This is a genomic window from Solirubrobacter phytolaccae, assembly GCF_027587195.1.
GTDB lineage: Bacteria > Actinomycetota > Thermoleophilia > Solirubrobacterales > Solirubrobacteraceae > Solirubrobacter > Solirubrobacter phytolaccae.
On the sequence record NZ_JAPDDP010000070.1, the window covers coordinates 1 to 22154 of the forward strand.

Genomic DNA, 22154 nt, shown 5'->3' on the forward strand with positions numbered 1-22154 from the left:
CGCCGACCGCCGCCGCTCCGGCGCCGCCCTCACGGACGCGGCCCGCGACCCCGCGGACCGCCTCGCCGAGCGCGACGCCACGTTGCGGGCGTTCGCCGCCCTCAGCGAGCCCGACCGCGAAGCCCTGCGTCTCGTCGCGTGGGAGCGCCTGAGCCTCGCCGACGCCGCCCGCGCCGCGGGCGTGAGCCGCCCGGCCTTCGCGATGCGCGTCCACCGCGCCCGCCGCCGTCTCGCCGTGCATCTGCGCGAGCAGGGCGCCGCGCTCGACCTCGACTTCCCCTTGGAGCCTCTCGATGCCTGATCCCGTTCTCGAGCTGCGCGAGTCCGATCCCGCCGCCCACGCGCGCGTCTCCCCGCCGCCGGACGACGTCCTGCGCGCGATCCTCGCCACGCCGCCCGAGCAGCATCGACGCCGTACCCGGCGCGCGCCCCGCGTCGCGCTTGCCGTGACGGCCCTGGCCGCGGCCGCCGTGGTCGCGCTCGCCGCGCTGCCCGGCGCCGACCACGCTCCAGGGCCGATCCGGGCGAGCCTCGCCGAGCGCGCGTTCGCCGCCACCGCGCCCCGGGACCTCATCACGTACACCGAGACGACCAGCGTCCAGACCGGCCTGCCGACCCTGGAGAGCTACGACAAGCTGCGCCAGTGGCAGTACCGGGACCGCATGCACAACGTCATGGAGACCCGGCAGCCGCGCGGCGAGTGGCGCTATGAGCACGACCAGGACGGCGGCACGTTCCGCACGCTGATGCACAACGACAAGGGCGGCCACGAGGTCCAGGTGACCAAGAAGACCGACCCGGGCTGGGACCCCGAGGAGCTCGAGCAGGGCTTCAAGGTCGGCGTCACGACGCTGGTCGACCGGTTCCGCGAGGAGATCCGCGGCGCGGAGGACCTGGGGGAGACGACGTTCAACGGCAAGCCCGCCCACGCGTACCGCGCGGGGCCCAGCGAGCGGCGGATGCCGCCCGGCACGACGGTCTACTACGTCGACCCGGAGACCGCGAAGCCGCTCGGCAGCAGGACGACGATCACCGGCTACGAGCCGAAGATCGTCGACGGCAAGCCCGAGCAGGGCAAGCCGCTCGGCACCACGACGATCACGACCACCGTCGACCGCTACGAGCAGCTGGAGCCGACGCCCGAGAACCTGAAGCTCCTGGACGCGCCGAACATCGACGCGGCGCAGCAGCAGCGTTAGACCGAGAAGGGCCCCGGAGCCACGCCGGCCTCGCCGCCGTCGACCGCTTCCGGGGCAACTTCTTCCCATCCGCCTTCGAGCAGGGAGGCATGATGGTCCGAGTGGCGAATGGCAAGGGTGCCGATGAACACGCCTTTGGTCTGCTTGCGCAACACCGCGTACCACAGCGTGCTGGCGTCCCGGTCTCCGCGGACGGGATGCCAGGGACGCGGCGGCGGATCGCTGCCGTTGGCCACGCCGGTCTGCACGAGCCGGTTCAGGGTGGCGATCTGACCGGATGACGTGTCGATGAAGAACGCGCTCACTCCCACCCAGACTACGAAGGCACGGCCATGACGCAACCCGTGCCCGCGGGATCGCCCTCTGGGCGATCCCGACAGCCAAACGAGCCCGTAGGGCGAGGCTTGGCCGCGATCTCCGAGCCGTGGCGCGCCGCGCTGCGGACCTTCGACGCCGACCTGCAGCTCCGCGGCTCGGCCGAGCGCACCCGCAAGGCGTACGGGACCGACGCCGCCGAGCTGGCCTCCTGGGCGACCGCGAACGGCCTCGGCCCCGCCCAGGTCGACTACAAGGCCCTGCGCCGCTGGGCGGCCCGACTGTCCCAGAAGGGCGCCGCCCCGCGCACGATGGCGCGCAAGCTCGCATCCACCCGCAGCCTCTTCCGCTCCCTGGTCGAGCACGGCGAGATCGCGTCCAATCCGGCGGACCTGCTGCCCGCGCCCAAGCTCCCCCAGAGCCTGCCGAAGACCCTCAAGCCCGAGGACATCGAGCGGCTGCTGGAGAAGATCCCGGCCTCGACGCCACTAGAGATGCGCGACCGCGCGCTGTTCGAGCTCGCCTACAGCTCCGGCCTGCGCGCCGAGGAGCTCGTGGACCTCGACACGGGCTCTGTCAACTTCGACGAGGAGCAGGTGAGAGTCGAGGGCAAGGGCTCCAAGACCCGCTTCGTGCCCGTGGGGGAGCCCGCGCTGCGCACGATCGCCGCCTACCTCGAGCGCGCCCGTCCCGCCTTGCAATCCGCCGACCAGGATCCGGCGCTTTTCCTCTCCAAGAGCGGAAAGCGGCTGTCCACGAGCGATGTCCGGCGCCGCCTGCGGGTGTGGGCGAAGCACGCTGCGACGCAGACGGGCGTGCATCCGCACGCCCTTCGCCACTCGTTCGCGACGCATCTGCTGGACGGCGGCGCGGACCTGCGCGCGATCCAGACGATGCTCGGACACGCGAGTATCTCGACGACCCAGGTCTACACTCGGGTAGAGTCCGCTCGGCTGCGGGCGGCGTATGCGAAGAGTCACCCGCGGGCGTAAGGAACTAAGGGGCCGTCCTGGAGACCAACGTAAAAGCGATCGAGCTGAAGGAGCTGTGGACCGTCTACAAGACGGACGGCTCCGATCGTGCACGTGAACAGCTCGTCGTCGCTTATTCACCACTTGTGAAGTACGTCGCCGGCCGCATGTCCTCGGGACTGCCGGCGCACGTCGAAGAGGCCGACCTGATCTCGTACGGCCTGCTCGGGCTGATCAACGCGATCGAGCGGTTCGACCTCTCACGCGACATCAAGTTCGAGACCTACGCGATCACGCGCATCAAGGGCGCGATCATCGACGAGCTGCGCGCCCTGGACTGGGTGCCGCGGTCCGTCCGTGCCCGCGCCCGTGAGATCGAGAAGGTCCACGCCAAGCTCGAGCACCAGCTGCACCGCACGCCGACCGACGAGGAGATGGCGAAGGCGCTGGACCTCACGGTCGAGGAGTTCCAGGAGTCGCTGGTCAAGATCTCCACGTCGACGGTCGTCGCGCTGGACGAGCTGTGGGCCGTTTCTGATTCGTCGGGTGACAGCGTGTCGCTGCTGGACACGCTGCAGGACCCGGACGCGCCCGACCCGGAGGCGCTGCTCGCGCAGTCCGAGCTCAAGGACCGCCTGGCGGACGCGATCGCCGCGCTGCCGGAGCGCGAGAAGCTCGTGATCGCCCTCTACTACTACGAGAACCTGACGCTCCGAGAGATCGGCGAGGTCCTCGGCGTCACCGAGTCACGCATCTCCCAGCTGCACACGAAGGCCGTGCTGCGGCTGAAGTCTCGGCTCCAGGCCGAGAACCTTCGCGACTAACGTCACAAGCGTCAAAAGCCCTGTAGCGTTCCTCTCGGCCATTTCTTGGGAGAGAGGAGCGCCAGGCATGTCGTACGCCGCAGATAGGATTCGCAACGTGGCCCTAGTGGGCCACCGAGGGAGCGGGAAGACGTCGTTGCACGAGGCCTTGATGTTCGAGGCCGGCGCGACGACGAGGCTCGGCTCGGTGGCTGACGGCACCACGGTCTCAGACGCCGACGAGGACGAGAAGTCCCGCGGCATGTCGATCTCCGCGTCACTCGCCTCGTTCGAGTGGCGCGACGTGAAGGTCAACCTGATCGATACCCCCGGCGAGCCCAGCTTCATCGCCGACGCGCTGGGAGCCCTGCGCGTCTGCGAGTCGGCCGTGTTCGTCGTCAACGGCGTGATGGGCGTCGAGGTCTCCACGCGCCGCCTGTGGGAACGGGCGCAGGAGCTGCACGTGGCCCGTCTCGTCTTCGTCAACATGCTCGATCGCGAGCGAGCGGACTTCTTCCGTGCGCTGGACTCGCTGAAGGAGGCCTTCGGGCCGCACGTCGTCGCGACCGAGATCCCGATCGGCGTCGAGCATGACCTCAACGGCCTCGTCGACCTGGTCGACATGAAGGCCTACCAGTACGACGCCGAGGGCAACTGCACCGAGATCCCGATCCCGGAGGAGCTGCAGGCCCAGGCGGAGGAGTACCGCGAGAAGTTGATGGACGAGGTCGCGGAGAACCATGAGTCGCTGATGGAGCGCTACCTCGAGGGCGAGGAGATCTCCCACGACGAGATCGTCCAGGCGCTCGAGGAGGGCACGGACACGGGGCACATCTTCCCGGTCACGTGCGGCATCGCCACTACGCGGCTGGGCGCGAACCGGCTGCTCGACGCGATCATCGACGACCTCCCGTCGCCCGCCCAGCACGAGCGGATCACGGTCGAGGAGGGCTTCGAGCTCGAGCCCGACCCCGAGGGCGAGATGTTCGCGTACGTGTTCAAGACGCGCGCCGACCCGTTCGCGGGTCGCATCAACCTGTTCCGCGTCTACCAGGGCACGATGAACCACGACACGCAGGTCATGAACACCCGCACCCATCACAAGGAGCGGGTCGGCCAGCTGCTCGTGCCACGCGGCAAGGACGTCAGCCACGCCGACGAGTTCGGGCCCGGCGACATCGGCGCGGTGGCCAAGCTCAAAGAGACCCACGCGGGCGACTGGCTCGCGGCGCGCGACCAGCCGATCCACATGCCGCGGATCAAACTGCCGGCGCCGGTCATGGCCTTCGCGATGGAGCCCAAGAACAAGGGCGACGAGGACAAGGTCCACACCGCGCTGCGCCGCCTGCAGGAGGAAGATCCGACGATCGACCTGCACCGCGACGAGCAGACGGGCGAGCAGATCGTCGCCGGCCTCTCGCAGATCCACGTCGAGGTGATCATCGACCGGATGCGCTCGCGCTTCGGGGCCGAGGTCACGCTCAAGCCGCCGCGCGTGCCCTACCGGGAGACGATCCGCGGGACCGCGAAGGCCCACGGGCGCCACAAGAAGCAGACGGGCGGCCGCGGCCAGTTCGGCGACTGCCACATCGAGGTCGAGCCGCTGCCCGAGGGCGACTTCGAGTTCGTCAGCGCGATCAAGGGCGGCGCGATCCCGAACGGCTTCATCCCGGCCGTCGAGAAGGGCGTCCGCGAGGCGATGATGAGCGGCGCCGTCGCGGGCTTCCCGGTCAAGGGCGTCAGGGTGACCCTGTTCGACGGCTCCTACCACACGGTGGACTCGTCGGAGATGGCGTTCAAGATGGCCGGCAGCATCGCGATGCGTGACGCGATGTCCCAGTGCACGCCGGTGCTGCTGGAGCCGATCATGCTCATCAGCTGCTCCGTGCCGGACGACTCGGTCGGCGACGTGATGGGCGATCTCAGCTCCCGCCGCGGGCGTCCGCTGGGCACCGAGCCCGCCGGCGGCATGACCGAGGTCAAGGCCGAGGTGCCGATGAGCGAAGTCCTCAGCTACGCGCCGGATCTGCGCGCCGTGACGGGCGGCCAGGGCGAGTACACGCTCGAGTTCCTGCGCTACGAGGAGATCCCCGCGCACCTCGCCCAGAAGGTCGCCGAGAAGGCGAAGGAAGAGGCCGAAGCGGTCGCATAAACGGTTGCGGAGGGGGTGGGGGAGCGTTGCTAGCCTCACCCTCTCCGATGGCCCGTACCCGCGACATCCGCACGAACCAGCTCGACGTCGCGTGCGACATCTGCGGGCGGACGCTGCTGCGCGGTGAGCATCCCGAGCACTACCTCGCGGGCGGCGAGCGCCGGACGGTGTGCGACCTGTGCATCACGCGCGCCCAGCACGAGGGCTGGATCCGCGAGTCGGGCGCCGACGACCTCGAGCTGCGCCACCCGCGCAGCGAGGGCCGCGGGCTGATCGACCGCTTCCGCGCCGGCCGGCGAGACCGCGCGGCGTCGCGCCAGGAACCGGGCGAGCCCGAGTACGACGAGCTGCCCGCGGCGCCGCCGTCGCGGCTGGAGCCCCCGCCGCCGGTTCGCGCCCCGCGTCCGGAGCCGGCACCGGCACCGCCGCCGCGGTCCGCCTCGCGCAACATCCGCGCCGTGCCCACCAACGCGGACCTGAAGATGCAGCGCGCGCTGGACGTCTTCAACACGTCCGACCACACTCGCACGGTCGGCGGCGTCGCCCGCTCGCTCGGGCCGCCCGCGGTCTGCGTGCGCCCCCGTCCGGACCGTCCGGCGGTCGTCGCGATCACCGTCATGTGGGAGCTGTCCTGGTACCGCTTCGAGGTCGACCTGTCCGACGAGGCGGGCGGCGTGCGGCGCGACGCGCAGGGTGACGAGCTGTCCGAGTTGATCCCGGAAGAGCAAGTGCCGAACGCCGCTGCGGATGAACGCGGCGCTCTGCACCTCCAAATCAACACATGACCGATCTCTTTCCGCGGGCCGAGTCACTAGGATCGGCGCCGTGATCTACTGCGTCGTACCCGAGCCCCTTGCCGACGAGCTCTATCCGAAGCTCGCGGGCTACTACGAAGACGATCCCAACGTGACGGTCATCGTCGACCGCCGCAAGAAGGAACGCCGCCTCCCCGGTTCAACCGGCGGCGGCCAGCGCGAAGTTCGTGATCGGCGCCGCGCGCGCATCACGGGCGACTTCGCGCCCCTCACTGCCGGCGACTGACGACTACCAACGCGCTGAGGACCGAATAACGCGAAGGATCTCGTCGTCCGACGAGCCCTTCGTGAGGAAGCCGACGGCTCCGGCTCGCATCATGTCGTACTGAGAGTTCGGTGAGTCGTCGGCGCTGATCGCGACGATCTTCACGTCCGGCAGCCCTTCGCGGATCTCCACGGCGGCCCGCGCGCCGCCGCCCCCGGGCATGTTGACGTCCAGCAGGACCACGTCCGGCCGTCGGCGCAGCGCGAGCTCGACCGCCTGGTTGGCGTCCTCGGCCTCGCCGACGACCTCGAAGCCGGGTTCCCGCTTGAGGATCGCGCCGAGCATCAGGCGCGAGACGGGATCGTCGTCGGCCAGCAGCAGCCGGATCGCCTGCCCCTCGGCGGCGCCCTGCCCCGCGACACCGCCCGCGGACTGCGCGGCCTCGACCAGCGCCGCCTCCGCCGACGCCAGCAGCGGCCCCGGCTCGGGCTCCGAGCCCGTCATGACGATCCCGACGCTCACGCTCGTGCCCTCCGGCACGGCGAGCTCCGTCGCGTCGCGCAGCCGGTTCGCGGCCAGGCTCGCGGTCTCCAGCCCCTGTTCGGGCAGCAGCACGACGAACTGCGCCGGCCCGTAGCGGTAGAGCACGTCACCTGAGCGGATCTGGTGCGCGAGCGCCGCGCCCGCGCGCCGGACCGCGTCTTCGCCGCCCGGCTGCACGCCGATCATCGCGACGCAGTACGCGTGCCCGTAGCGCACGACCCGCGCGCACAGCGCCACGAGGTCCTCGTCGAGCCGCAGGCGCGAGCCCGCGCCGGTCAGCGGGTCGCGACGCGCGTCGCTCGTCATCCGGCGGTGCATCGTCACCAGCCGGTCGGCGGTGATCAGCCCGCGCTCGAGCTCGGCGGGGTCGGGCGGCTTGGCGAGTACGTCGTCGGCGCCGGCGCGCACCGCCTCGCGCGAGGCCTGCTCGTCCACGCGCGCGCTCAGGATCATGATGTACGTGTAGCCGCCGCCCTGGGCCGCGCGCACGCGCGCGGTCAGCTCGGTCCCGTCGAGGCCGGGCATCGCCCAGTCGGTGATGACCACGTCGGGACGCTCAGCCTCGAAGCGCCGCCAGCCGTCGGTGCCGTCCTCGGCTTCGAGCACCTCGTGACCGAGGCGCCGGACCGTGGACGCGACCATGAGCCGTGTTCCAGGCTCGTCATCGACGATGAGAATCTTCACGCGGCAGGCGGACCGGGGCTTGCAAGTCTGGTCGCTGACCGGGCGACCCTCACACCGGCTACGTCTTTCGTCCGTTCCGGCCGATGGATGGTACTGAGATGTCCGTCCGGTCCCTCCACCGTATGCGTCCGCGCAGTCTGCGCGGTCCGATCCTCGCCGCGCTCGGCCTGATCGCGATCGTGGTCGCGGGCATGTTCGCCCTCATGTTCATGTCCGTGCGCGCGCTCGACACCGTGTCGAAGGCGCAGCGCCGCACGACCGCGATGACGCAGGCGACGTTCCAGCTCGAGCGCACGGCCGTGGACCTCGAGACCGGTGTGCGCGGCTACATGCTCACCGACGACGTCAAGTTCTTGGAGCCCTACCAGCACGGGCGCCAGCTGCTCGCGGTCCGGCTCGACGAGCTCGCCCGCCAGAGCGACCCGACCACGGACAAGCGGGTGCGCTCGATCACCGAGCACGTCAACGAGTACGTCAGCGACTACACGGAACCGCTGATCAGCGGCACCCGCGAGACGAGCGCGAGCGAGGCCACCGCCGAGGGCAAGGAGCGCCTGGACGCGCTGCGCGCCGAGTTCGCGGCGCTCAGCAACGCGCAGCAGTCGCTCACGCTCGATCGCCGCGCCCGCTCGCAGGAGCTGCGCGAGCGCATGCTGCTCCTCGGCGCCGCTGGCGCCGGGCTGTCCGTGCTGCTGCTCGTCGGCCTCGCCTACGTCCTCAACCGCCGCGTGCTGGTCCCCGTCCGCCGCGTCCGCCGCGCCGCCGAGCGGCTCGAGCACGGCCAGCTCGACACGCGCGTCGAGGCCAGCGGCGCCGGCGAGATCGGGCAGCTCGCCCAGTCCTTCAACGCGATGGCGCAGGCGCTCTCCGCGCGGGACGAGGCCCTGCGCGTGCAGTCCGACCGCCTGCACGGCATCCTCAACCACACCACGACGACGATCTCGGTCAAGGACCGTGACGGTCGCTACCTGCTCGTCAACGAGCGTTGGCGCGAGACGATGGGGCAGGTCGGGGTGGACGTGATCGGCCGCACCGACGACGAGCTTTTCCCGCCCGACGTCGCCGCCCGGATCCGCGTCACCGACCTCGACGTGCTGCGGACCGGCGAGGCCCACGAGCACGAGCGCGACCTCGACTCCGCGCGGGCCGTCCACCTCGTCAAGTTCCCGCTCATCGCCGAGGACGGCTCGGTCTACGCGACCGGCACGATGGGCACCGACGTCAGCGAGCGCCGCCGCGCCCTGGCCGAGGCCGTCGACGCCTCGCGCTCGAAGTCCGAGTTCCTGGCCAACATGAGCCACGAGATCCGCACGCCGCTCAACGGCGTGATCGGGATGACCGAGCTGCTCCTGGGCACCGAGCTCGCGCCCCAGCAGCGCGAGTACGCGCAGACCGCCGCCAGCTCCGGCGAGGCGCTCCTCGACGTCATCAACGACATCCTCGACTTCTCCAAGATCGAGGCCGGCAAGCTCGAGCTCGACCACCACGACTTCGATCTTCGCGAAGCCGTCGAAGACACCTGCGAGATGCTCGCGCCGCAGGCGCATGGCAAGGGCCTCGAGCTGCTGACCTGGATCGACGACGACGTCTCCGCGATGGTCAACGGCGACCGCGGCCGCCTGCGCCAGGTGCTCACCAACCTGCTCTCGAACGCGATCAAGTTCACGGAGACCGGCGAGGTCACCGTGCGGGTCACGCGCCAACGCGGCCGGGTGCGCTTCGACGTCACCGACACCGGCATCGGCATCTCGCGCAAGGCGATCGGCAAGCTCTTCGACTCGTTCGCGCAGGCGGACACGTCGACCACGCGCCGCTACGGCGGCACCGGCCTCGGCCTGGCCATCTCACGCCAGCTGGCGGAGCTGATGGGCGGCGCGATCGACGTCACCTCGGTCCCCGGCTCCGGCTCGACGTTCACCTTCACGGCCGTCCTGGCCGAGCCGACCATGCCGCGCCCGGCGATCCGGGTGCGCAACCTGCCCGACACCTTCAAGGTCCTCGTCGTCGACGACAACGCCACCAACCGCCAGATCCTCGAGGCGTACCTCGCCCGCCCGGGCGTCGAGTGCCACAGCGTGGACGCCGGCACCGCGGCGCTGCAGGCGATGCACGAGGCGGCGCGCGCCGGCGAGCCGTTCGAGGTCGTCGTGCTCGACGGCCAGATGCCCGGGATGGACGGGATCGAGCTCGCCAAGGCGATCCAGCTCGCGCCGTCGCTGCGTGACAGCGGCCTGGTCATGCTCACCTCCACGACCGATCGTCGCCGCGACGCGCGCGAGGCCGGGATCGCCGCCTACCTGCAGAAGCCGGTCCGCCGCGAGCGCCTGCTGGAAGCCGTCGCCGAGGCGCTCGGCGCCGTGCCCGAGCACATCGCCGCCCCGGCCACCGCGCTCTCGCCGAGCGCGGGCGGCGAGGCGATCCTCGTGGTCGAGGACAACGCCGTCAACCAGCGCGTCATCCAGGCGATGCTCGCCAAGCGCGGCTACGAGGTCGAGTGCGCGGGCAACGGCCGCGAGGCGCTGACGATGCTCTCCGTGCGTCCGTACGCGCTCGTGTTCATGGACTGCCAGATGCCGGAGATGGACGGCTACGCCGCCACGGCCGCGATCCGCAGCCGTGAGGCCGGCACGCGCCGCCTGCCGATCGTCGCCATGACCGCGCACGCCATGAAGGGCGACCGCGAGCGCTGCCTCGCCGCCGGCATGGACGACTACCTCTCCAAGCCGCTGCGCCCGGAGGAGCTCGACGCCGCGCTCGAGCGGGTGTTCGGCACGGGGCCGGGCACGGTCGCCGAGGCCGACGCCGCGGGGGTGCCCGTCGCCGCCGATCCGTTCGACGCGCTCGTCGACGACGCCCGGATGCGCGTCTTCCGTGACGACTACCCCGAGATCGTCGACCAGCTGATCGAGCTGTTCGTGGACAGCACGCCGCCGCTGCTCGCCGAGCTGCGCGCGGGCGCGACCGCCGGTGACGGCGAGGCCGTGCGCCAGAGCGCGCACAAGCTCAAGGGCTCCTGCCAGAACATCGGTGCCGCCTTCATGGCCCAGCTCGCCCACGACGTCGAGCGGGCGGGCGTCGCGGCGCCGGCCGAGCTCGACGCGCTCGACCGCGTGTTCGCCGACACGCGCGACGCGCTGCGTGCGGCCCTCCTGGAAGAGGCGTCATGATCGGCGTCGCGCTCGCGACGCTCGTCGCCCTGGCCGCGCTGGCGTTCGCGTGGCGCGCGACCCGGGCCCGCGACACCGCGCTCGCGGCCGAGCGCCGCATGCGCCGGCTCGCCGTGCACGACCAGAACATCGCGCTCACGCTGATCGACCGCGACCTGCGGGTCGTCGAGCTCGAGGGCGAAGCGCTCGAGCGCTCGGGCTGGTCGCGCGACGAGTTCCTCGGCAACCGGCTGCCCGACGTGCTCGACGCGGAGCGCTCGGCGACCCTGTTCGCGCTGATCGACGAGGCGCTGAAAGGCCACCCCGGCACGTTCGAGACCGCGAGCTCGCGCAACGGGCGCGACTATCGGATGGACGTGCTGCCGTTCGCCGAGGGGCGCGAGATCACGCACGCCGCGATCGTCCTACGGGACATCACCGACGAGGTCGCCCTGCGCCGCTCCCTCGAGGAGCGCGAGATCTTCCTGCGCGCCGTGCTCAACGAGCTCGGCGACCGGGTCCGCGTCGTCGACGCCGGCGGGCGCCTGCACGCCTTCGACGGCTCCGCGGTCGACGACGACCTGCACCCGCTCGAATGGGCGGAGCACTTCGGCCTGCGCCACCTCGACGGCCGCCCGCTCGGCCCGCACGAGTCGCCGCTGCTGCGCGCGCTGCGCGGCGAGCGCCTGACCAACGTGGAGGTCACGCTGGACTCCGACGAGGGCCGGCGCACCGTGCTCGCCAGCGGCGGTCCGGTGCTCGGACCGACGGGCGACAAGCTCGGCGCGGTCATGGTCAGCCTCGACCTGACCGACTACCGCGACGCGGAGATGCGCCTGCGCCGCAGCGAGGAGCGTCACCGCCGCGTCATCGACAGCGTCAGCGACTGCGTGTTCGAGACCGACGCGCAGGGCCGCTGGACGCACCTCACCGGCACCTGGACGATCGCCACCGGCTTCAGCGTCGAGGAGTCGCTCGGCAAGCCCGTGTGGGCGTTCGTGCACCCCGACGACCGGCCGGACCACGCGCGCGCCTTCGCTCCGCTGATGAGCGGCGAGTGCGCCGCGCTGCGCCACTCGCACCGCTACCTGACCGCCGCCGGCGCCGAGCGCTGGGGCGAGGTGCAGGTGCGGGCGATCAGCGGCTGGGACGGGCTCCCGACCGGCTTCGTGGGCGTCATGCGCGACACGACCGACGAGCGCCGCGCGCAGCAGCACGTCGCCGCCGAGCAGGCCGTGATGCGCCGCCTGACGTCGATGGAGAGCCTCGAGGACGCCGGCCCGGCGCTGCTGGAGATCCTCGGCCACGAGCTGGGCTGGGACGGCGCCGAACTGTGGCGGATGGGCGACGACGAGCGCCTGAGCCGCTTCTCCTCCTGGACCGCCCCCGGGACGAGCCTCGACCGCTTCATCCGCGCCGGCGACTGGCTCTCCCACGAGGTCGGCGACGGCTTCCCGGGCATGGCCTGGATGTCGCGCGTGCCGCTGTGGATCGGCGACATCACCAGCGATCCGATGTCGACCCGCCGTGAGGAGGCGGTCGCCGAGGGCATCTACTCCCTGGTGGCCCTGCCGCTGCGCGCGCACGGTGCGCCGGTCGGCGTGATCACGCTCATCTCGCGTACGCCGCGGGAGCCCGAGAGCGGCCTCACGCGCCTGCTCGAGGCGATCGGCGGCCAGGTCACCTCGTTCCTGCAGCGCCGGGACGCCGAGGCCCGCGTGGCCGCGCAGGCCGAGGACCTGAAGACCCTGTCGAACGTCGCGCACCAGCTCGCGGCCGAGAACGACCTGTTCGCGGCGCGCAACACGCTCTGCCGCGCGACCCGCGACGTCACGAGCGCCGCGTCCGTCGTGCTGCTCGAGCCGTCGGGCGCCAACGCGCTCGCGGTCTCCGCGGCCGCCGGCGCCGCCGTGCTCGGCATGTCGGTCGAGCTCGACGCGCTCGCGATCACGGCCGAGGCGTACCTCACGGGCGAGCTCGTCCACGTCGCCGACGTGCTCGACGACGTGCGCGCCGCGAGCTGCCAGGCCGTCGCGGGCTCCACCTCCGCCGCCTGGGTGCCGGTGCTGCGCGACGGGCGCTCCGTGGGCGTGCTGGCCGTCGGCTGGCTCGAGCGCCGCGCGGAGCTGTCGGCGCGGGACGCCGAGCTGCTGCGCCTGCTCGCCGCCGAGGCCGCGATCACCATCCACCGCACCGACCTGCTGGCCCGCCTGCAGTCGACGGCGCGGACGGACCCCTTGACCGAGCTCCCGAACCGCCGCGTGTGGGACGAGGACGTCGCGCGCGAGCTCGAGCGCGCGCGCCGCCACGGCGGGTCGCTGTGCCTCGCGATGCTCGACCTGGACCGCTTCAAGGCCTACAACGACCAGTACGGGCACCAGGCCGGCGATGAGCTGCTCGCCGCGGCCGCCGACGCGTGGCGCCCGGAGCTGCGCGCGACGGACACACTCGCCCGCTACGGCGGCGAGGAGTTCGCGGTCCTGCTCCCGCACTCGGACGAGGAGGGCGCGCGGATCGTGGTCGAGCGCCTGCTCGCGGTCGTCCCGTTCGGGCAGACCGCTTCGGCCGGCATCGCCATCTGGAACGGCTCCGAGAGCGAGGACGAGCTGCTCGCCCGCGCCGACGCCGCGCTGTACGACGCCAAGCACGCCGGGCGTGCCCGGGCGCTAGTCGCCGCGTAGAGCGCGTGCGATCTCAGCCGGCGGCGTGCCTTTGATCACGTAGCCGTCGGCGCCCGCGGCTTCCATCGCGTCACGCTGCTCGCCGCCTTCGTGGGCGCTCAGGGCGAGGACTCGCGTTGTGGGCGCGGCCGCCTTGATCTCCCGCGCGGCGTGCGGTCCGCCGCCGCCCGGCATCTCCACGTCGAGCAGGACGACGTCGGGCGCGTGCTCCCGCGAGAGCGCGATCGCCTCCGTCGCGTCCTCGGCGGCGGCCACCAGCTCGAGCTCCGGGTCGCTCTTGACGACGGCGCTCAGCAGCATCCGCATGACGGGGTCGTCGTCGGCGATCAGCACGCGCGGCATCCGTCCGTCACGATAACCGCCATGGACGTCATCGCTCGCCTGTACGACGCGTTCGCCCGCCGCGACGGGGACGAGATGGCGTCGCTGTACGCGCCGGACGCGCACTTCCGCGACCCGGCGTTCGGCGACCTGACCGGCGTCGAGGCGGGGGAGATGTGGCGCATGCTCACGGCGCGGGCGGAGGACCTGTCGCTCGAGCTGGTCTCGCACGACGAGTCCTCCGCGCACTGGATCGCGACGTACACGTTCACGCAGACCGGGCGCAAGGTCGTCAACGACGTGCACGCGACGTTCGTGGTGCGCGACGGGCTCATCGTCGATCACGTGGACGCGTTCAGCTTCTGGCGCTGGTCGCGTCAGGCGCTCGGGCCGGCCGGGCTCGTGCTGGGCTGGACACCGCTGCTGCGGGGCAAGGTGCGCAAGCAGGCCCGGGCCGGCCTGGATCAGTTCATGCGGCGCTGACGACCGCGTCGATCGTGATCGCGCCGCGCGACTTGGCGACCGACACGCGGTGGTGGCCGTCGACGACGGCGTAGCCCGCGTGGGTGCGGACGACGTTGATCGGCGGGATCATCTCGCCGCGCTGCTCGGCCATCCACAGCCGCTCCCAGCGGGCGCGGGTGCGCTTGGCCGCCGGGCGGAAGTCGCTGTCGAACTGGCGCGCGCGGGCGGGCTCGACGGTCGCCGAGATCTGCTCGAGCGGGATCTCCTTGACGCCGCTGGTGTGGCGCGGGGCGGTGCGGTAGCTCGTGCTGTGGACCTGCAGGCGCACGCAGTCCTGGCACTGACGGCGCAGCCGGTTGACGATCGCGGCGCGGCGCTGTGCGCGGGCCGCCTTGTCGAAGGCGCGCTGAGCGTCCATGTGGGTGTTGCCGGTGGGGAGCATGTGTGTCAGGGGGAGGGGGCTGTGGATGAGCGGGGAACGAGCTCGGTGGGGAGGAGGACCGAGGCTCGGGGCGTTGCGGTGTCGAGCAGGAGCCGGAGCGCCGCGGCGCCCTTCTCCTGATGAGGCTGGCGGACGGTGGTGAGGCCCGCGCGGGCCGCTTCGGGCGCGTCGTCGAAGCCGGCGACCGAGAGCTGCTGGGGGACGGCGACGCCGCGTTCCTGGGCGGCCTGCAGCACGCCGAGGGCCATCTGGTCGGACTCGCAGACGATCGCGGTGGGGCGGTTCGCGCGGTCCAGGAGCTTGCCGCCGGCGACCCGGCCCGTCGCCTGGTCGAAGCCCGGGGCGGAGGCGAGCGCCACGGTGTCGAAGGGCACGCCGGCGCCCTCGATCGCGTCGCGCCAGCCGCGCAGGCGCTCGCGGTCGACGTGATACTGCATCGCGGCGAGCGCCTCGTCGGCGGTGTTGAAGGTGTTCTCCCAGCCGAGCACGACCCCGAACCGGCGGTGGCCGAGGTCGATCAGGTGCTGCGCCGTGCGGCGCGCGCCCACGCGGTCGTCGATGTTCACGGCCAGGTCGGCGCGGCCGGGCTCGTAGTCGATCATCGCGAACGGCAGCCGGCGCTCGAGGATCGCGTCCATCCGCGCGTCGTCGTCGGCCATGCAGTAGACGACGAAGCCGTCCACGAGCGCCGTGCGGACGAGGTGTGCGTCCCGGTCCTTGATCCGCGGGACGAGCGTGATGCCGAGCTCTTCCTGCTCGCACACCGAAGCGACGCCGTGAAGCATCTGCACCGCCGCCGGGTCCGTGAAGGCGAGCGTGAGCGGCGCGTCGATGATCACGCCGATCGAGCCCGTCTTGCCCTTCGAGAGCGCACGTGCACCCGGGTCCGGGCCGCCGTAGCCCAGCTCCCGCGCCTTCGCGAGCACGCGCTCACGCAGCTCCGGAGAGAGCTGGTCCGGACGGTTGAACGCGTTCGAAACCGTCATGCGGGAGACGCCGACGGCTTCGGCGATCGTGGCGAGTGTGGGTCGAGCTGACATCTGTACCGGTAAATACTTTACCGGTACAGACGAGAAAGTCAAGCGGGTGCGGGTGCGGGCGTCGGCACTTTGAACGTCGGGATCATCAGCTGCAGCAGCGGGCCGATGGACAGCGCGTAGACGATGGTGCCAAGCCCGACCGTGCCGCCCAGCACGAAGCCGATGGCCATGATCGTCAGCTCGAGCCCGGTTCGAACCTTGCCGACCGAGATGCCCGTCTTGCGCACGAGGCCGGTCATCAGGCCGTCGCGCGCGCCAGGCCCGAAGTTCGCGCCGAGGTACGCCGCGCCCGCGACGGCGTTCAGGCCGACGCCGGCGGCGAGCATCAGCAGCTGGACGGGGAGCGTCCCGCCCTCGGGGATGAAGGAGAGCCCGAAGTCCGCGGCGATGCCGACCACGAACACGTTGCTGATCGTGCCTAGGCCTGGCTTCTGCTTGAGCGGGATCCACAGCAGCAGCACGCCGACGCTGGCCACGACCACGACCGTGCCGAAGCTCAGCCCGGTGTGCTCGGCGACGCCCTCGTGGAAGACGTCCCACGGCCCGAGGCCGAGCATCGCGTGCACCTGCAGCGCCATGCTGAGCCCGTAGAGGACGAGGCCGGCGTAGAGCTGCAGGAGTCGACGGGTCATGGCCTGCATCATCGACGCGAGTGGCATTGAATTCCATAGCCAATCGTGAGAAAGTGGACCGCATGACGTCCGACCACAAGCCATCCGGCCTCCACTCGGCGACCGGCTGGCGGCGTACCGCGGCTGTGCGAGGCGCGGCCTCATGACGTCCGATCGCGGCCTCTCCGGTCCCCATCTCGCGCGGCTGCTCGGTGAATGGCGTTCCGGCGGCGCGGCCTATGCGGCGCTCGCGCGGGCCATCCGGCTGCTCGTCCTGGACGGGCGACTGCCGCTGCGCACGCGGCTCCCGGGTGAGCGCGAGCTGGCGGAGGCGCTCGGCGTGAGCCGCACCACCGCGACCGCCGCGTACTCCGCGCTGCGCGAGGAGGGCTTCCTCGCCAGCCGGCGTGGCGCGGGCTCGTGGACGCGGCTGCCCGCCGACCCCGGACTCGCCTCGCTGCCCGCGCCCGCGGGTGAGGACGTGATCGACCTCAGCTGCGCCGCGACCGCCGCGCCGGACGGCGACCTGCACCACGCGCTGGCGGCGGCGACCGCCGAGCTGCCGCGCTACCTGCCCGGCCCGGGCTACGACTCGGCGGGCCTGCCGGTGGCGCGCGAGGCGATCGCGGCCTACCTCACGCGGCTCGGCGCGCCGACGACACCGGACCAGATCCTCGTCACGGCGGGCGCGCTGCACGCGCTCACGCTGCTCCTGCGCGTGCTGTCCGGCCCCGGCGACCGCGTGCTCGTCGAGCACCCGACCTACGCGGCGGCGCTCGACGCCGTGCGCGCCTCGGGCGCCCGGCCCGTACCGGTCCCGATGCTCGACGGCGGTTGGGACCTCGAGATGTTCGCCGCGACGTTCCGCCAGGCCGCGCCCGGCCTCGCGTACGTGATCGCCGACCACCAGAACCCGACCGGCCACTCGATGCCGCAGGCCGACCGTGAGCGGCTCGTCTCCCTCGCGCGCGCGACGCGCACGCCGCTCGTCGTCGACGAGGCGATCGTCGGCCTGCACCTCGACGGCGAGCCCGAGCGCTCGGTCGCCGCGCTCGACGAGTCCGGCGAGACCGTGATCACGATCGGCTCGATGAGCAAGACCTTCTGGGCCGGCCTGCGGATCGGCTGGGTCCGCGCGAACCCGTCCCTGATCCAGCGCCTCGCCGCGGCCCGCGCCGCGCTGGACATCGGCAGCCCGGTGCTCGAGCAGCTCATGGCCGTCGAGCTGCTCGGTCGCGCCGACGCGATCCTCGCCCGTCAGCGCGAGGCGGCGCTCGTCCGCCGTGCGGCGCTCGTCGAGGCCTTGCGGGAGGAGCTCCCGTCGTGGCGGTTCACGGTCCCGGCCGGCGGGCTGTGCCTGTGGATCGAGCTCGACGCGCCGCGCTCGACGGCGCTCGCTGCGCTGGCCGACCGCCACGGCGTCCGGCTCGCCGCCGGTCCGCGCTTCGGCGTCGACGGCGCGTTCGAGCGGTTCATCCGGCTCCCGTACTCCTTGCCCGAGGACGTGCTGCGCGACGTCGTCTCACGCTTGGGGCCGGCGTGGCGCGGCGTGATGGCGGGCGGCACGGCGGTCGGCTCGGGGAGCGCGCCGGCACTTGTCGCGTAGCCGCTAGCGAACGGGTGTTCTGCGAACAGATGTTCGTGTAAGCTGCGGCGCATGGAGCCCGCCGTACACCGCATCTCGGTCATTGCCGAGCAACCGCCCGCGATCTGGGATCGCCTGGAGACCGTCCTCGAAGCGGGCGGAAGTCCGCCGATCGCCATGACCCGCACGCCGTCGACGATCACGTTCACGTGCGACACGGGGGACTTCATGTTGCGGGCGCGGGTGGCGGATGCGTTGATGACCGTCTGCGACCACGGTGAGTGGCGCCGCAGTTTTCAGCCCGAGGACTAGAATGGCGGGCTTGACCGACCGTGTTGTCATGACCGCTGAGGCCCAGAAGGCGCTTCAGGACGAGCTCGAGCAGCTCGAGACGGTGTCGCGGAAGGAGATCGCCGAGCGCATCAAGACCGCGCGCGAGTGGGGCGATCTCAAGGAGAACTCCGAGTACCACGACGCCAAGAACGACCAGGCGCACCTGGAGACGAAGATCCTTCGCATCCGGGAAGCCCTGCTCAACGCGGACGTCCGCGAGGTGCAGACCTCGACGGAGCGGGTCGGGTTCGGCAGCAAGGTCGAGGTCGAGGACTCCAAGTCCGGCAAGACGCTGACCTACACGCTCGTGTCGCCGTCAGAGGCCGTCCCGGGCGAGGGCAAGCTCTCGATGGACTCGCCCGTCGGCAAGGCGCTCGAGGGCGCGAAGGTCGGGCAGACGGTCAAGCTCACGACGCCGCGCGGCACCAAAGAGCTGAAGATCCTGTCTATCGGCTGAAGCGCCGGAGGCTGTCGACGAGCACGTCGGGCACTTCCAACGCCGGGAAGTGCCCGCCGTAGTCCGGCGTCTCCCAGCGCTCGATGTTCGCGAACGCGAGCTCGGCCACCTCGCGCGGCACGTGGATCATCTCGCGCGGGAAGTCCAAGTACGTCATCGGCACCGTGATCTTCTCGCCGGCCGCGACCACCTGGTCGAGCGCGAACCCGCCGTGCAGGCGCGCGTGGTACGGCCAGAACGACGTGCCGATCGACCCGGTGATCCAGTAGATCATCGTGGTGGTCAGCACGTCGTCGCGCGGCACGCCTAGCTCGTCGGTCCACGAGTCGAACTTCTCCGCGATCCAGGTCATCAGGCCCACGGGTGAGTCGAACAGCCCGTAGGTCAGCGTCTGCGGCTTGGTGCCCATGATCTGGATGTAGCCGCCCTCTTCCTGCGACCAGTGGGCGAGCTCCTCGCGCGCCTTGGCGGCGTGCTCCGGGTAGGACTCCGTCTTGCGCAGCGGCATCATGTTCAGGTGCAGCGCGCGCACCGCGTCGGGGAACGCGTACGCCATCCGGCAGCCGATGTGCGCGCCCCAGTCGCCGCCGGCGACCAGGTACTCGCGGTGCCCGAGCGCGCCCATCAGCGCGTGCATCGCGTCGGCCATCTCGGCGGTGCCCGCGCGGCCCAGCCCGACCGACCAGCCGTAGCCCGGCAGTGAAGGCACGACCACGCGGAAGTGCTCGCGCAGGTCGGCGATCACGCGGTTGAACTCCCACACCGTCGACGGCCAGCCGTGCAGCAACAGCAGCGGCGGCCCGTCGCCCTCGACGATGCAGTGCATCCCGTCCACGACGTACTGCTCGAAGCCGTTGAGCACGTCCTCGGCGACGCGCCAGTCGTACTCCTCGCGCCAGTAGGCGGCGAGCTCCATCGCGTCCGTGAGGCCGTATCCGGCCGGCCCGTCGTCGGGCCAGCGGGTCGCGTCCAGCCGGCGCGACAGGTCCAAAAGCACGTCTTCGGCGACGTTGATCGAGAAGCGCTCCACGAGCCGGACCCTACCCGAGCACCTTGTTCGCCACGTCAACGTGCAGCCGCGTCCCGATCGCGAGCGCCCGCTCGTCGATCACGAACCGCGGGTGATGGTGCGGGAACGGGCCGCCCGCGCCGACGAACGCGTAGCACCCGGGCGCCTCGGCCAGGTACGCCGAGAAGTCGTCGCCGCCCATGATCGGGTCCGGCTCGACCAGCTCGTCGCGTACCACGGAGCGCACCAGCTCGGTGGCGACGGGGTCGTTCACGACCGGCTTGTAGCCGTACACGAACCGCAGCTCGAAGGAAGCGCCGTGCGCCGCGCTCACGCCGTGCCCGATCTCCTCGATCAGCTTCGGGATGAGCGACCGCACGTCGGGATCGAACGACCGCGCCGTGCCGGTCAGCCGCGCCTCGCCCGGGATGACGTTCGGCGCGTCGCCGGCGTGGATGGAGCCGATCGTGACCACGGCGGGCTGCAGCGGGTCGATCCGGCGCGCGACGATGTGCTGGAGCGAGCCCACGAGCTCCGCCGCGCACGCGACCGTGTCGACCGCGGTGTGGGGGAGCCCGGCGTGACCACCGCGCCCGGTGATCGTGATCTCGAAGAAGTCCGCCGCGGCCATCCAGTCGCCCGGCACGGCCGCGACCTTCCCGTACTCGAGCGGCGTCCACAGGTGGCAGCCGTAGACGAAGTCCACGCCCTCCATCACGCCCGCCGCGATCATGTCGCGCGCGCCGCCCGGGGCGAGCTCCTCGCCGTGCTGGAAGATGAAGCGCACCTCGCCGCGCGGCACGCCGTCGGCGGCGAGGGTCTTGGCGGCCCCGAGGAGCATCGCGGTGTGCCCGTCATGCCCGCACGCGTGCATCGCGCCCGGCCGCTCGGACGCGAAGTCGACGCCGCTCTCCTCCTGGATCGGCAGCGCGTCGATGTCCGCGCGGAGCGCCACGACCGGGCCGTCGCCGTCCCCGCGCAGGCGCCCGAGCACGCTCGTCTCGGTCGGTCGCGAGACCTCCACGCCGAGCTCCGCCAACGTCTGCGCGACGAACGCCGACGTCTCGTGCTCCTCGAAGCTCACCTCGGGGTGGCGGTGCAGATGCCGCCGCCACGCCACCACGTCTTCCTCGACCCCGGCCATCCGCGCATGCTTGCACGGTCGGCGGGGTACTCGCACCGCCGTGAAACTCAAGTTTGCGGTAGTGATGATGGCCGCCTTCGCTGTGAGCGCTTCCGACGCGCTCGCGCAGACGCAGTACGCCGGCTCCGCGACGGTCTCCAAGGGCCGGATCGCGGTTCCGCTGATCTCGCTGACGGTGCAGCCGGACGGCAACGTCGTCGGGCGCCTCGCCTACAACGTCCGCTGTCGCAAGACCAACTTCCCGACGATGACCACGCGCCTGACCGGCCGCGTGAACGGCGCGACCTTCACCGTGACCGGCCGCAGCCGCCTGGGCAGCGGGCTCGGGACGCTGCGCTTCACGCTCACCGGCACGCTCGCACCCGACTCCGCGACCGGCCAGGTCCGCCTACGCGGCTGCCACAAGTACACGCGCACGTTCGCGCTGCGGACGCCCAGCGCGCCCGCCGGTGCCCCCGCGTTGCCGGCGCCCAGCGTGCCCGTGTTCGGCTTCACGAGCCAGTCGGCGGGCGGCGTGTCGCTGCCGCTCGCGCTGCGCGTGGCCGCCAACGGTCGCTTCTACGGCTCGTGGGCGTCGACGATGCGCTGCGGCAACCGCACGCTGGCCTGGAACAACGCCACGCCCGTCACCTCCGTGCGCGCGGACGGCTCGTTCGTCCGCAACGAGCGGTTCACGGTCCGCTACGACGACGGCTCCAGCGAGCGCTACCGCGTGAACTTCAGCGGCCGCTTCCTCGCGGACGGCGTCTCGGGGACGCTTCGGGTGCGGATGCGCTACCGCGAAGGACGGAACACCAACTTCGAGCCCTGCGACAGCGGCGTCGTGACGTGGGCGGCGCGCCCCTGACGGTACGGTGCGGTCATGAGCAAGCCCGAAGTGACGATTCCGGAGGGAGCGCCCTCCTACCAGCTCGAGCTCGAGGACCTGACGGTCGGCGAGGGCGATGAGGCCACCGCCGGCAGCATCGTCGAGGTCCACTACGTCGGCGTGTCGTGGAAGACCGGCAAGCAGTTCGACGCGTCCTGGGACCGCGGCGACACGTTCAAGTTCGGCCTCGGCAAGGGCCAGGTCATCCGCGGCTGGGACGAGGGCGTGGCGGGCATGAAGGTCGGCGGCCGCCGCAAGATCACGATCCCGCCGGACCTCGCCTACGGCAAGCGCGGCGCGGGCGGCGCGATCGGGCCGGACGAGACGCTCGTGTTCGTCGTCGACCTGATCGGCGTGCGGTAGCG

At 71.7% G+C, this 22154-nt stretch carries 23 protein-coding genes; 15 read left to right on the top strand and 8 right to left on the bottom strand.

The genetic code is table 11. From position 1 onward, the window contains the following. Together OJ997_RS27925 and OJ997_RS27930 are read left to right on the top strand one after the other, a co-directional pair. A partial coding sequence (locus OJ997_RS27925; RefSeq protein WP_270028596.1) for an RNA polymerase sigma factor occupies nucleotides 1–301 on the top strand: 301 nt, incomplete at its 5' end. Continuing rightward, nucleotides 294–1199, top strand: coding sequence for a hypothetical protein (locus OJ997_RS27930; RefSeq protein WP_270028597.1), 906 nt, complete (start codon nucleotides 294–296; stop codon nucleotides 1197–1199). The genes OJ997_RS27925 and OJ997_RS27930, both read left to right, overlap by 8 nt. Here OJ997_RS27930 and OJ997_RS27935 read toward each other — a convergent pair. Next, nucleotides 1196–1504, bottom strand: coding sequence for a hypothetical protein (locus tag OJ997_RS27935; protein WP_270028598.1), 309 nt, complete (start codon nucleotides 1502–1504; stop codon nucleotides 1196–1198). The genes OJ997_RS27930 and OJ997_RS27935 overlap by 4 nt on opposite strands. 99 nt (nucleotides 1505–1603) lie before the next feature. Here OJ997_RS27935 and OJ997_RS27940 point away from each other — a divergent pair, with 99 nt between their 5' ends. The 5 genes from OJ997_RS27940 (at nucleotide 1604) to OJ997_RS27960 (ending at nucleotide 6481) form a co-directional block, all read left to right on the top strand. Beyond that, nucleotides 1604–2506, top strand: coding sequence for a tyrosine recombinase XerC (locus OJ997_RS27940; protein ID WP_270028599.1), 903 nt, complete (start codon nucleotides 1604–1606; stop codon nucleotides 2504–2506). A gap of 38 nt (nucleotides 2507–2544) precedes the next feature. Beyond that, nucleotides 2545–3309: an RNA polymerase sigma factor WhiG gene (whiG, locus tag OJ997_RS27945; protein WP_270028644.1), complete on the top strand. Its 765-nt coding sequence runs from the start codon at nucleotides 2545–2547 to the stop codon at nucleotides 3307–3309. Between the two features lie 67 nt (nucleotides 3310–3376). Then, on the top strand, nucleotides 3377–5440 hold the full coding sequence (fusA, locus tag OJ997_RS27950) for an elongation factor G (RefSeq protein WP_270028600.1): 2064 nt from the start codon (nucleotides 3377–3379) through the stop codon (nucleotides 5438–5440). A 47-nt stretch (nucleotides 5441–5487) separates the two neighbouring features. Next, a complete protein-coding gene (locus OJ997_RS27955) occupies nucleotides 5488–6225 on the top strand; it encodes a hypothetical protein (RefSeq protein WP_270028601.1) in 738 nt (245 codons plus the stop codon). 40 nt (nucleotides 6226–6265) lie between these two features. After that, entirely contained in the window at nucleotides 6266–6481 is a 216-nt protein-coding gene (locus OJ997_RS27960) for a hypothetical protein (RefSeq protein ID WP_202952450.1), read from the top strand. Between the two features lie 3 nt (nucleotides 6482–6484). Here the strand turns inward: OJ997_RS27960 and OJ997_RS37880 are convergent, their stop codons facing one another. Next, nucleotides 6485–7687 (bottom strand): response regulator, encoded by a 1203-nt coding sequence (locus OJ997_RS37880; protein ID WP_270028602.1) that lies wholly within the window; start codon nucleotides 7685–7687, stop codon nucleotides 6485–6487. 122 nt (nucleotides 7688–7809) lie between these two features. On the opposite strand from OJ997_RS37880, the gene OJ997_RS27970 reads away from it, so the two are divergent. Further along, entirely contained in the window at nucleotides 7810–10854 is a 3045-nt protein-coding gene (locus OJ997_RS27970; protein WP_270028603.1) for a response regulator, read from the top strand. Continuing rightward, complete coding sequence (locus OJ997_RS27975; RefSeq protein ID WP_270028604.1) at nucleotides 10851–13514, top strand: diguanylate cyclase domain-containing protein; 2664 nt, start codon at nucleotides 10851–10853, stop codon at nucleotides 13512–13514. The genes OJ997_RS27970 and OJ997_RS27975 overlap by 4 nt, the downstream gene beginning before the upstream one ends. Here OJ997_RS27975 and OJ997_RS27980 read toward each other — a convergent pair. Further along, nucleotides 13500–13856: a response regulator gene (locus OJ997_RS27980; protein WP_270028605.1), complete on the bottom strand. Its 357-nt coding sequence runs from the start codon at nucleotides 13854–13856 to the stop codon at nucleotides 13500–13502. The two genes, OJ997_RS27975 and OJ997_RS27980, sit on opposite strands and share 15 nt — an antisense overlap. Nucleotides 13857–13877: 21 nt before the next feature. On the opposite strand from OJ997_RS27980, the gene OJ997_RS27985 reads away from it, so the two are divergent. Beyond that, nucleotides 13878–14318, top strand: coding sequence for a nuclear transport factor 2 family protein (locus OJ997_RS27985; RefSeq protein WP_270028606.1), 441 nt, complete (start codon nucleotides 13878–13880; stop codon nucleotides 14316–14318). Here the strand turns inward: OJ997_RS27985 and OJ997_RS27990 are convergent. Genes OJ997_RS27990 through yczE form a run of 3 tightly spaced genes read right to left on the bottom strand, consistent with a single transcriptional unit; the run spans nucleotide 14305 to nucleotide 16414 of the window. Continuing rightward, on the bottom strand, nucleotides 14305–14742 hold the full coding sequence (locus tag OJ997_RS27990; protein WP_270028607.1) for a ParB N-terminal domain-containing protein: 438 nt from the start codon (nucleotides 14740–14742) through the stop codon (nucleotides 14305–14307). The two genes, OJ997_RS27985 and OJ997_RS27990, sit on opposite strands and share 14 nt — an antisense overlap. 5 nt (nucleotides 14743–14747) lie before the next feature. After that, the gene (locus OJ997_RS27995) at nucleotides 14748–15782 is read right to left on the bottom strand and encodes a LacI family DNA-binding transcriptional regulator (protein WP_270028608.1); all 1035 of its coding nucleotides are present in this window, start codon (nucleotides 15780–15782) and stop codon (nucleotides 14748–14750) included. A gap of 38 nt (nucleotides 15783–15820) precedes the next feature. After that, nucleotides 15821–16414 (bottom strand): membrane protein YczE, encoded by a 594-nt coding sequence (yczE, locus tag OJ997_RS28000; RefSeq protein WP_270028609.1) that lies wholly within the window; start codon nucleotides 16412–16414, stop codon nucleotides 15821–15823. A 142-nt stretch (nucleotides 16415–16556) separates the two neighbouring features. Between yczE and yczR the strand changes: the two genes are divergently transcribed. From yczR to greA, 3 genes are read left to right on the top strand one after another with little or no spacing between them, the layout of a single operon-like run. Beyond that, the gene (gene yczR, locus OJ997_RS28005) at nucleotides 16557–17999 is read left to right on the top strand and encodes a MocR-like transcription factor YczR (RefSeq protein WP_270028610.1); all 1443 of its coding nucleotides are present in this window, start codon (nucleotides 16557–16559) and stop codon (nucleotides 17997–17999) included. Between the two features lie 51 nt (nucleotides 18000–18050). Beyond that, nucleotides 18051–18290, top strand: a complete 240-nt coding sequence (locus OJ997_RS28010; RefSeq protein WP_270028611.1) for a hypothetical protein — start codon at nucleotides 18051–18053, stop codon at nucleotides 18288–18290. Between the two features lie 28 nt (nucleotides 18291–18318). Beyond that, a complete protein-coding gene (greA, locus tag OJ997_RS28015) occupies nucleotides 18319–18768 on the top strand; it encodes a transcription elongation factor GreA (protein ID WP_270028612.1) in 450 nt (149 codons plus the stop codon). Here the strand turns inward: greA and OJ997_RS28020 are convergent. Further along, complete coding sequence (locus OJ997_RS28020; protein ID WP_270028613.1) at nucleotides 18758–19798, bottom strand: epoxide hydrolase family protein; 1041 nt, start codon at nucleotides 19796–19798, stop codon at nucleotides 18758–18760. The two genes, greA and OJ997_RS28020, sit on opposite strands and share 11 nt — an antisense overlap. Nucleotides 19799–19808: 10 nt before the next feature. Then, complete coding sequence (locus tag OJ997_RS28025; protein WP_270028614.1) at nucleotides 19809–20921, bottom strand: amidohydrolase; 1113 nt, start codon at nucleotides 20919–20921, stop codon at nucleotides 19809–19811. 67 nt (nucleotides 20922–20988) lie between these two features. Here OJ997_RS28025 and OJ997_RS28030 point away from each other — a divergent pair, with 67 nt between their 5' ends. Both OJ997_RS28030 and OJ997_RS28035 read left to right on the top strand, forming a co-directional pair. Beyond that, nucleotides 20989–21768, top strand: a complete 780-nt coding sequence (locus OJ997_RS28030; RefSeq protein WP_270028615.1) for a hypothetical protein — start codon at nucleotides 20989–20991, stop codon at nucleotides 21766–21768. Nucleotides 21769–21783: 15 nt separating this feature from the next. Beyond that, nucleotides 21784–22152: an FKBP-type peptidyl-prolyl cis-trans isomerase gene (locus tag OJ997_RS28035; RefSeq protein WP_270028616.1), complete on the top strand. Its 369-nt coding sequence runs from the start codon at nucleotides 21784–21786 to the stop codon at nucleotides 22150–22152. The last annotated feature ends 2 nt before the right edge of the window (nucleotides 22153–22154 follow it).

Bases quoted from the DNA above. Each gene is read 5' to 3' on its own strand.
- OJ997_RS27990 (WP_270028607.1), bottom strand. From the start codon at position 14,742: ATGCTCCCCACCGGCAACACCCACATGGACGCTCAGCGCGCCTTCGAC.
- OJ997_RS27955 (WP_270028601.1), top strand. From the start codon at position 5,488: ATGGCCCGTACCCGCGACATCCGCACGAACCAGCTCGACGTCGCGTGC.
- OJ997_RS27980 (WP_270028605.1), bottom strand. From the start codon at position 13,856: ATGCCGCGCGTGCTGATCGCCGACGACGACCCCGTCATGCGGATGCTG.
- OJ997_RS27975 (WP_270028604.1), top strand. From the start codon at position 10,851: ATGATCGGCGTCGCGCTCGCGACGCTCGTCGCCCTGGCCGCGCTGGCG.
- OJ997_RS28035 (WP_270028616.1), top strand. From the start codon at position 21,784: ATGAGCAAGCCCGAAGTGACGATTCCGGAGGGAGCGCCCTCCTACCAG.
- OJ997_RS27930 (WP_270028597.1), top strand. From the start codon at position 294: ATGCCTGATCCCGTTCTCGAGCTGCGCGAGTCCGATCCCGCCGCCCAC.
- greA (WP_270028612.1), top strand. From the start codon at position 18,319: ATGACCGCTGAGGCCCAGAAGGCGCTTCAGGACGAGCTCGAGCAGCTC.
- OJ997_RS27970 (WP_270028603.1), top strand. From the start codon at position 7,810: ATGCGTCCGCGCAGTCTGCGCGGTCCGATCCTCGCCGCGCTCGGCCTG.
- OJ997_RS28025 (WP_270028614.1), bottom strand. From the start codon at position 20,921: ATGGCCGGGGTCGAGGAAGACGTGGTGGCGTGGCGGCGGCATCTGCAC.
- OJ997_RS27985 (WP_270028606.1), top strand. From the start codon at position 13,878: ATGGACGTCATCGCTCGCCTGTACGACGCGTTCGCCCGCCGCGACGGG.
- yczE (WP_270028609.1), bottom strand. From the start codon at position 16,414: ATGACCCGTCGACTCCTGCAGCTCTACGCCGGCCTCGTCCTCTACGGG.
- OJ997_RS27995 (WP_270028608.1), bottom strand. From the start codon at position 15,782: ATGTCAGCTCGACCCACACTCGCCACGATCGCCGAAGCCGTCGGCGTC.
- yczR (WP_270028610.1), top strand. From the start codon at position 16,557: ATGACGTCCGATCGCGGCCTCTCCGGTCCCCATCTCGCGCGGCTGCTC.
- OJ997_RS28030 (WP_270028615.1), top strand. From the start codon at position 20,989: ATGGCCGCCTTCGCTGTGAGCGCTTCCGACGCGCTCGCGCAGACGCAG.
- OJ997_RS28010 (WP_270028611.1), top strand. From the start codon at position 18,051: ATGGAGCCCGCCGTACACCGCATCTCGGTCATTGCCGAGCAACCGCCC.
- fusA (WP_270028600.1), top strand. From the start codon at position 3,377: ATGTCGTACGCCGCAGATAGGATTCGCAACGTGGCCCTAGTGGGCCAC.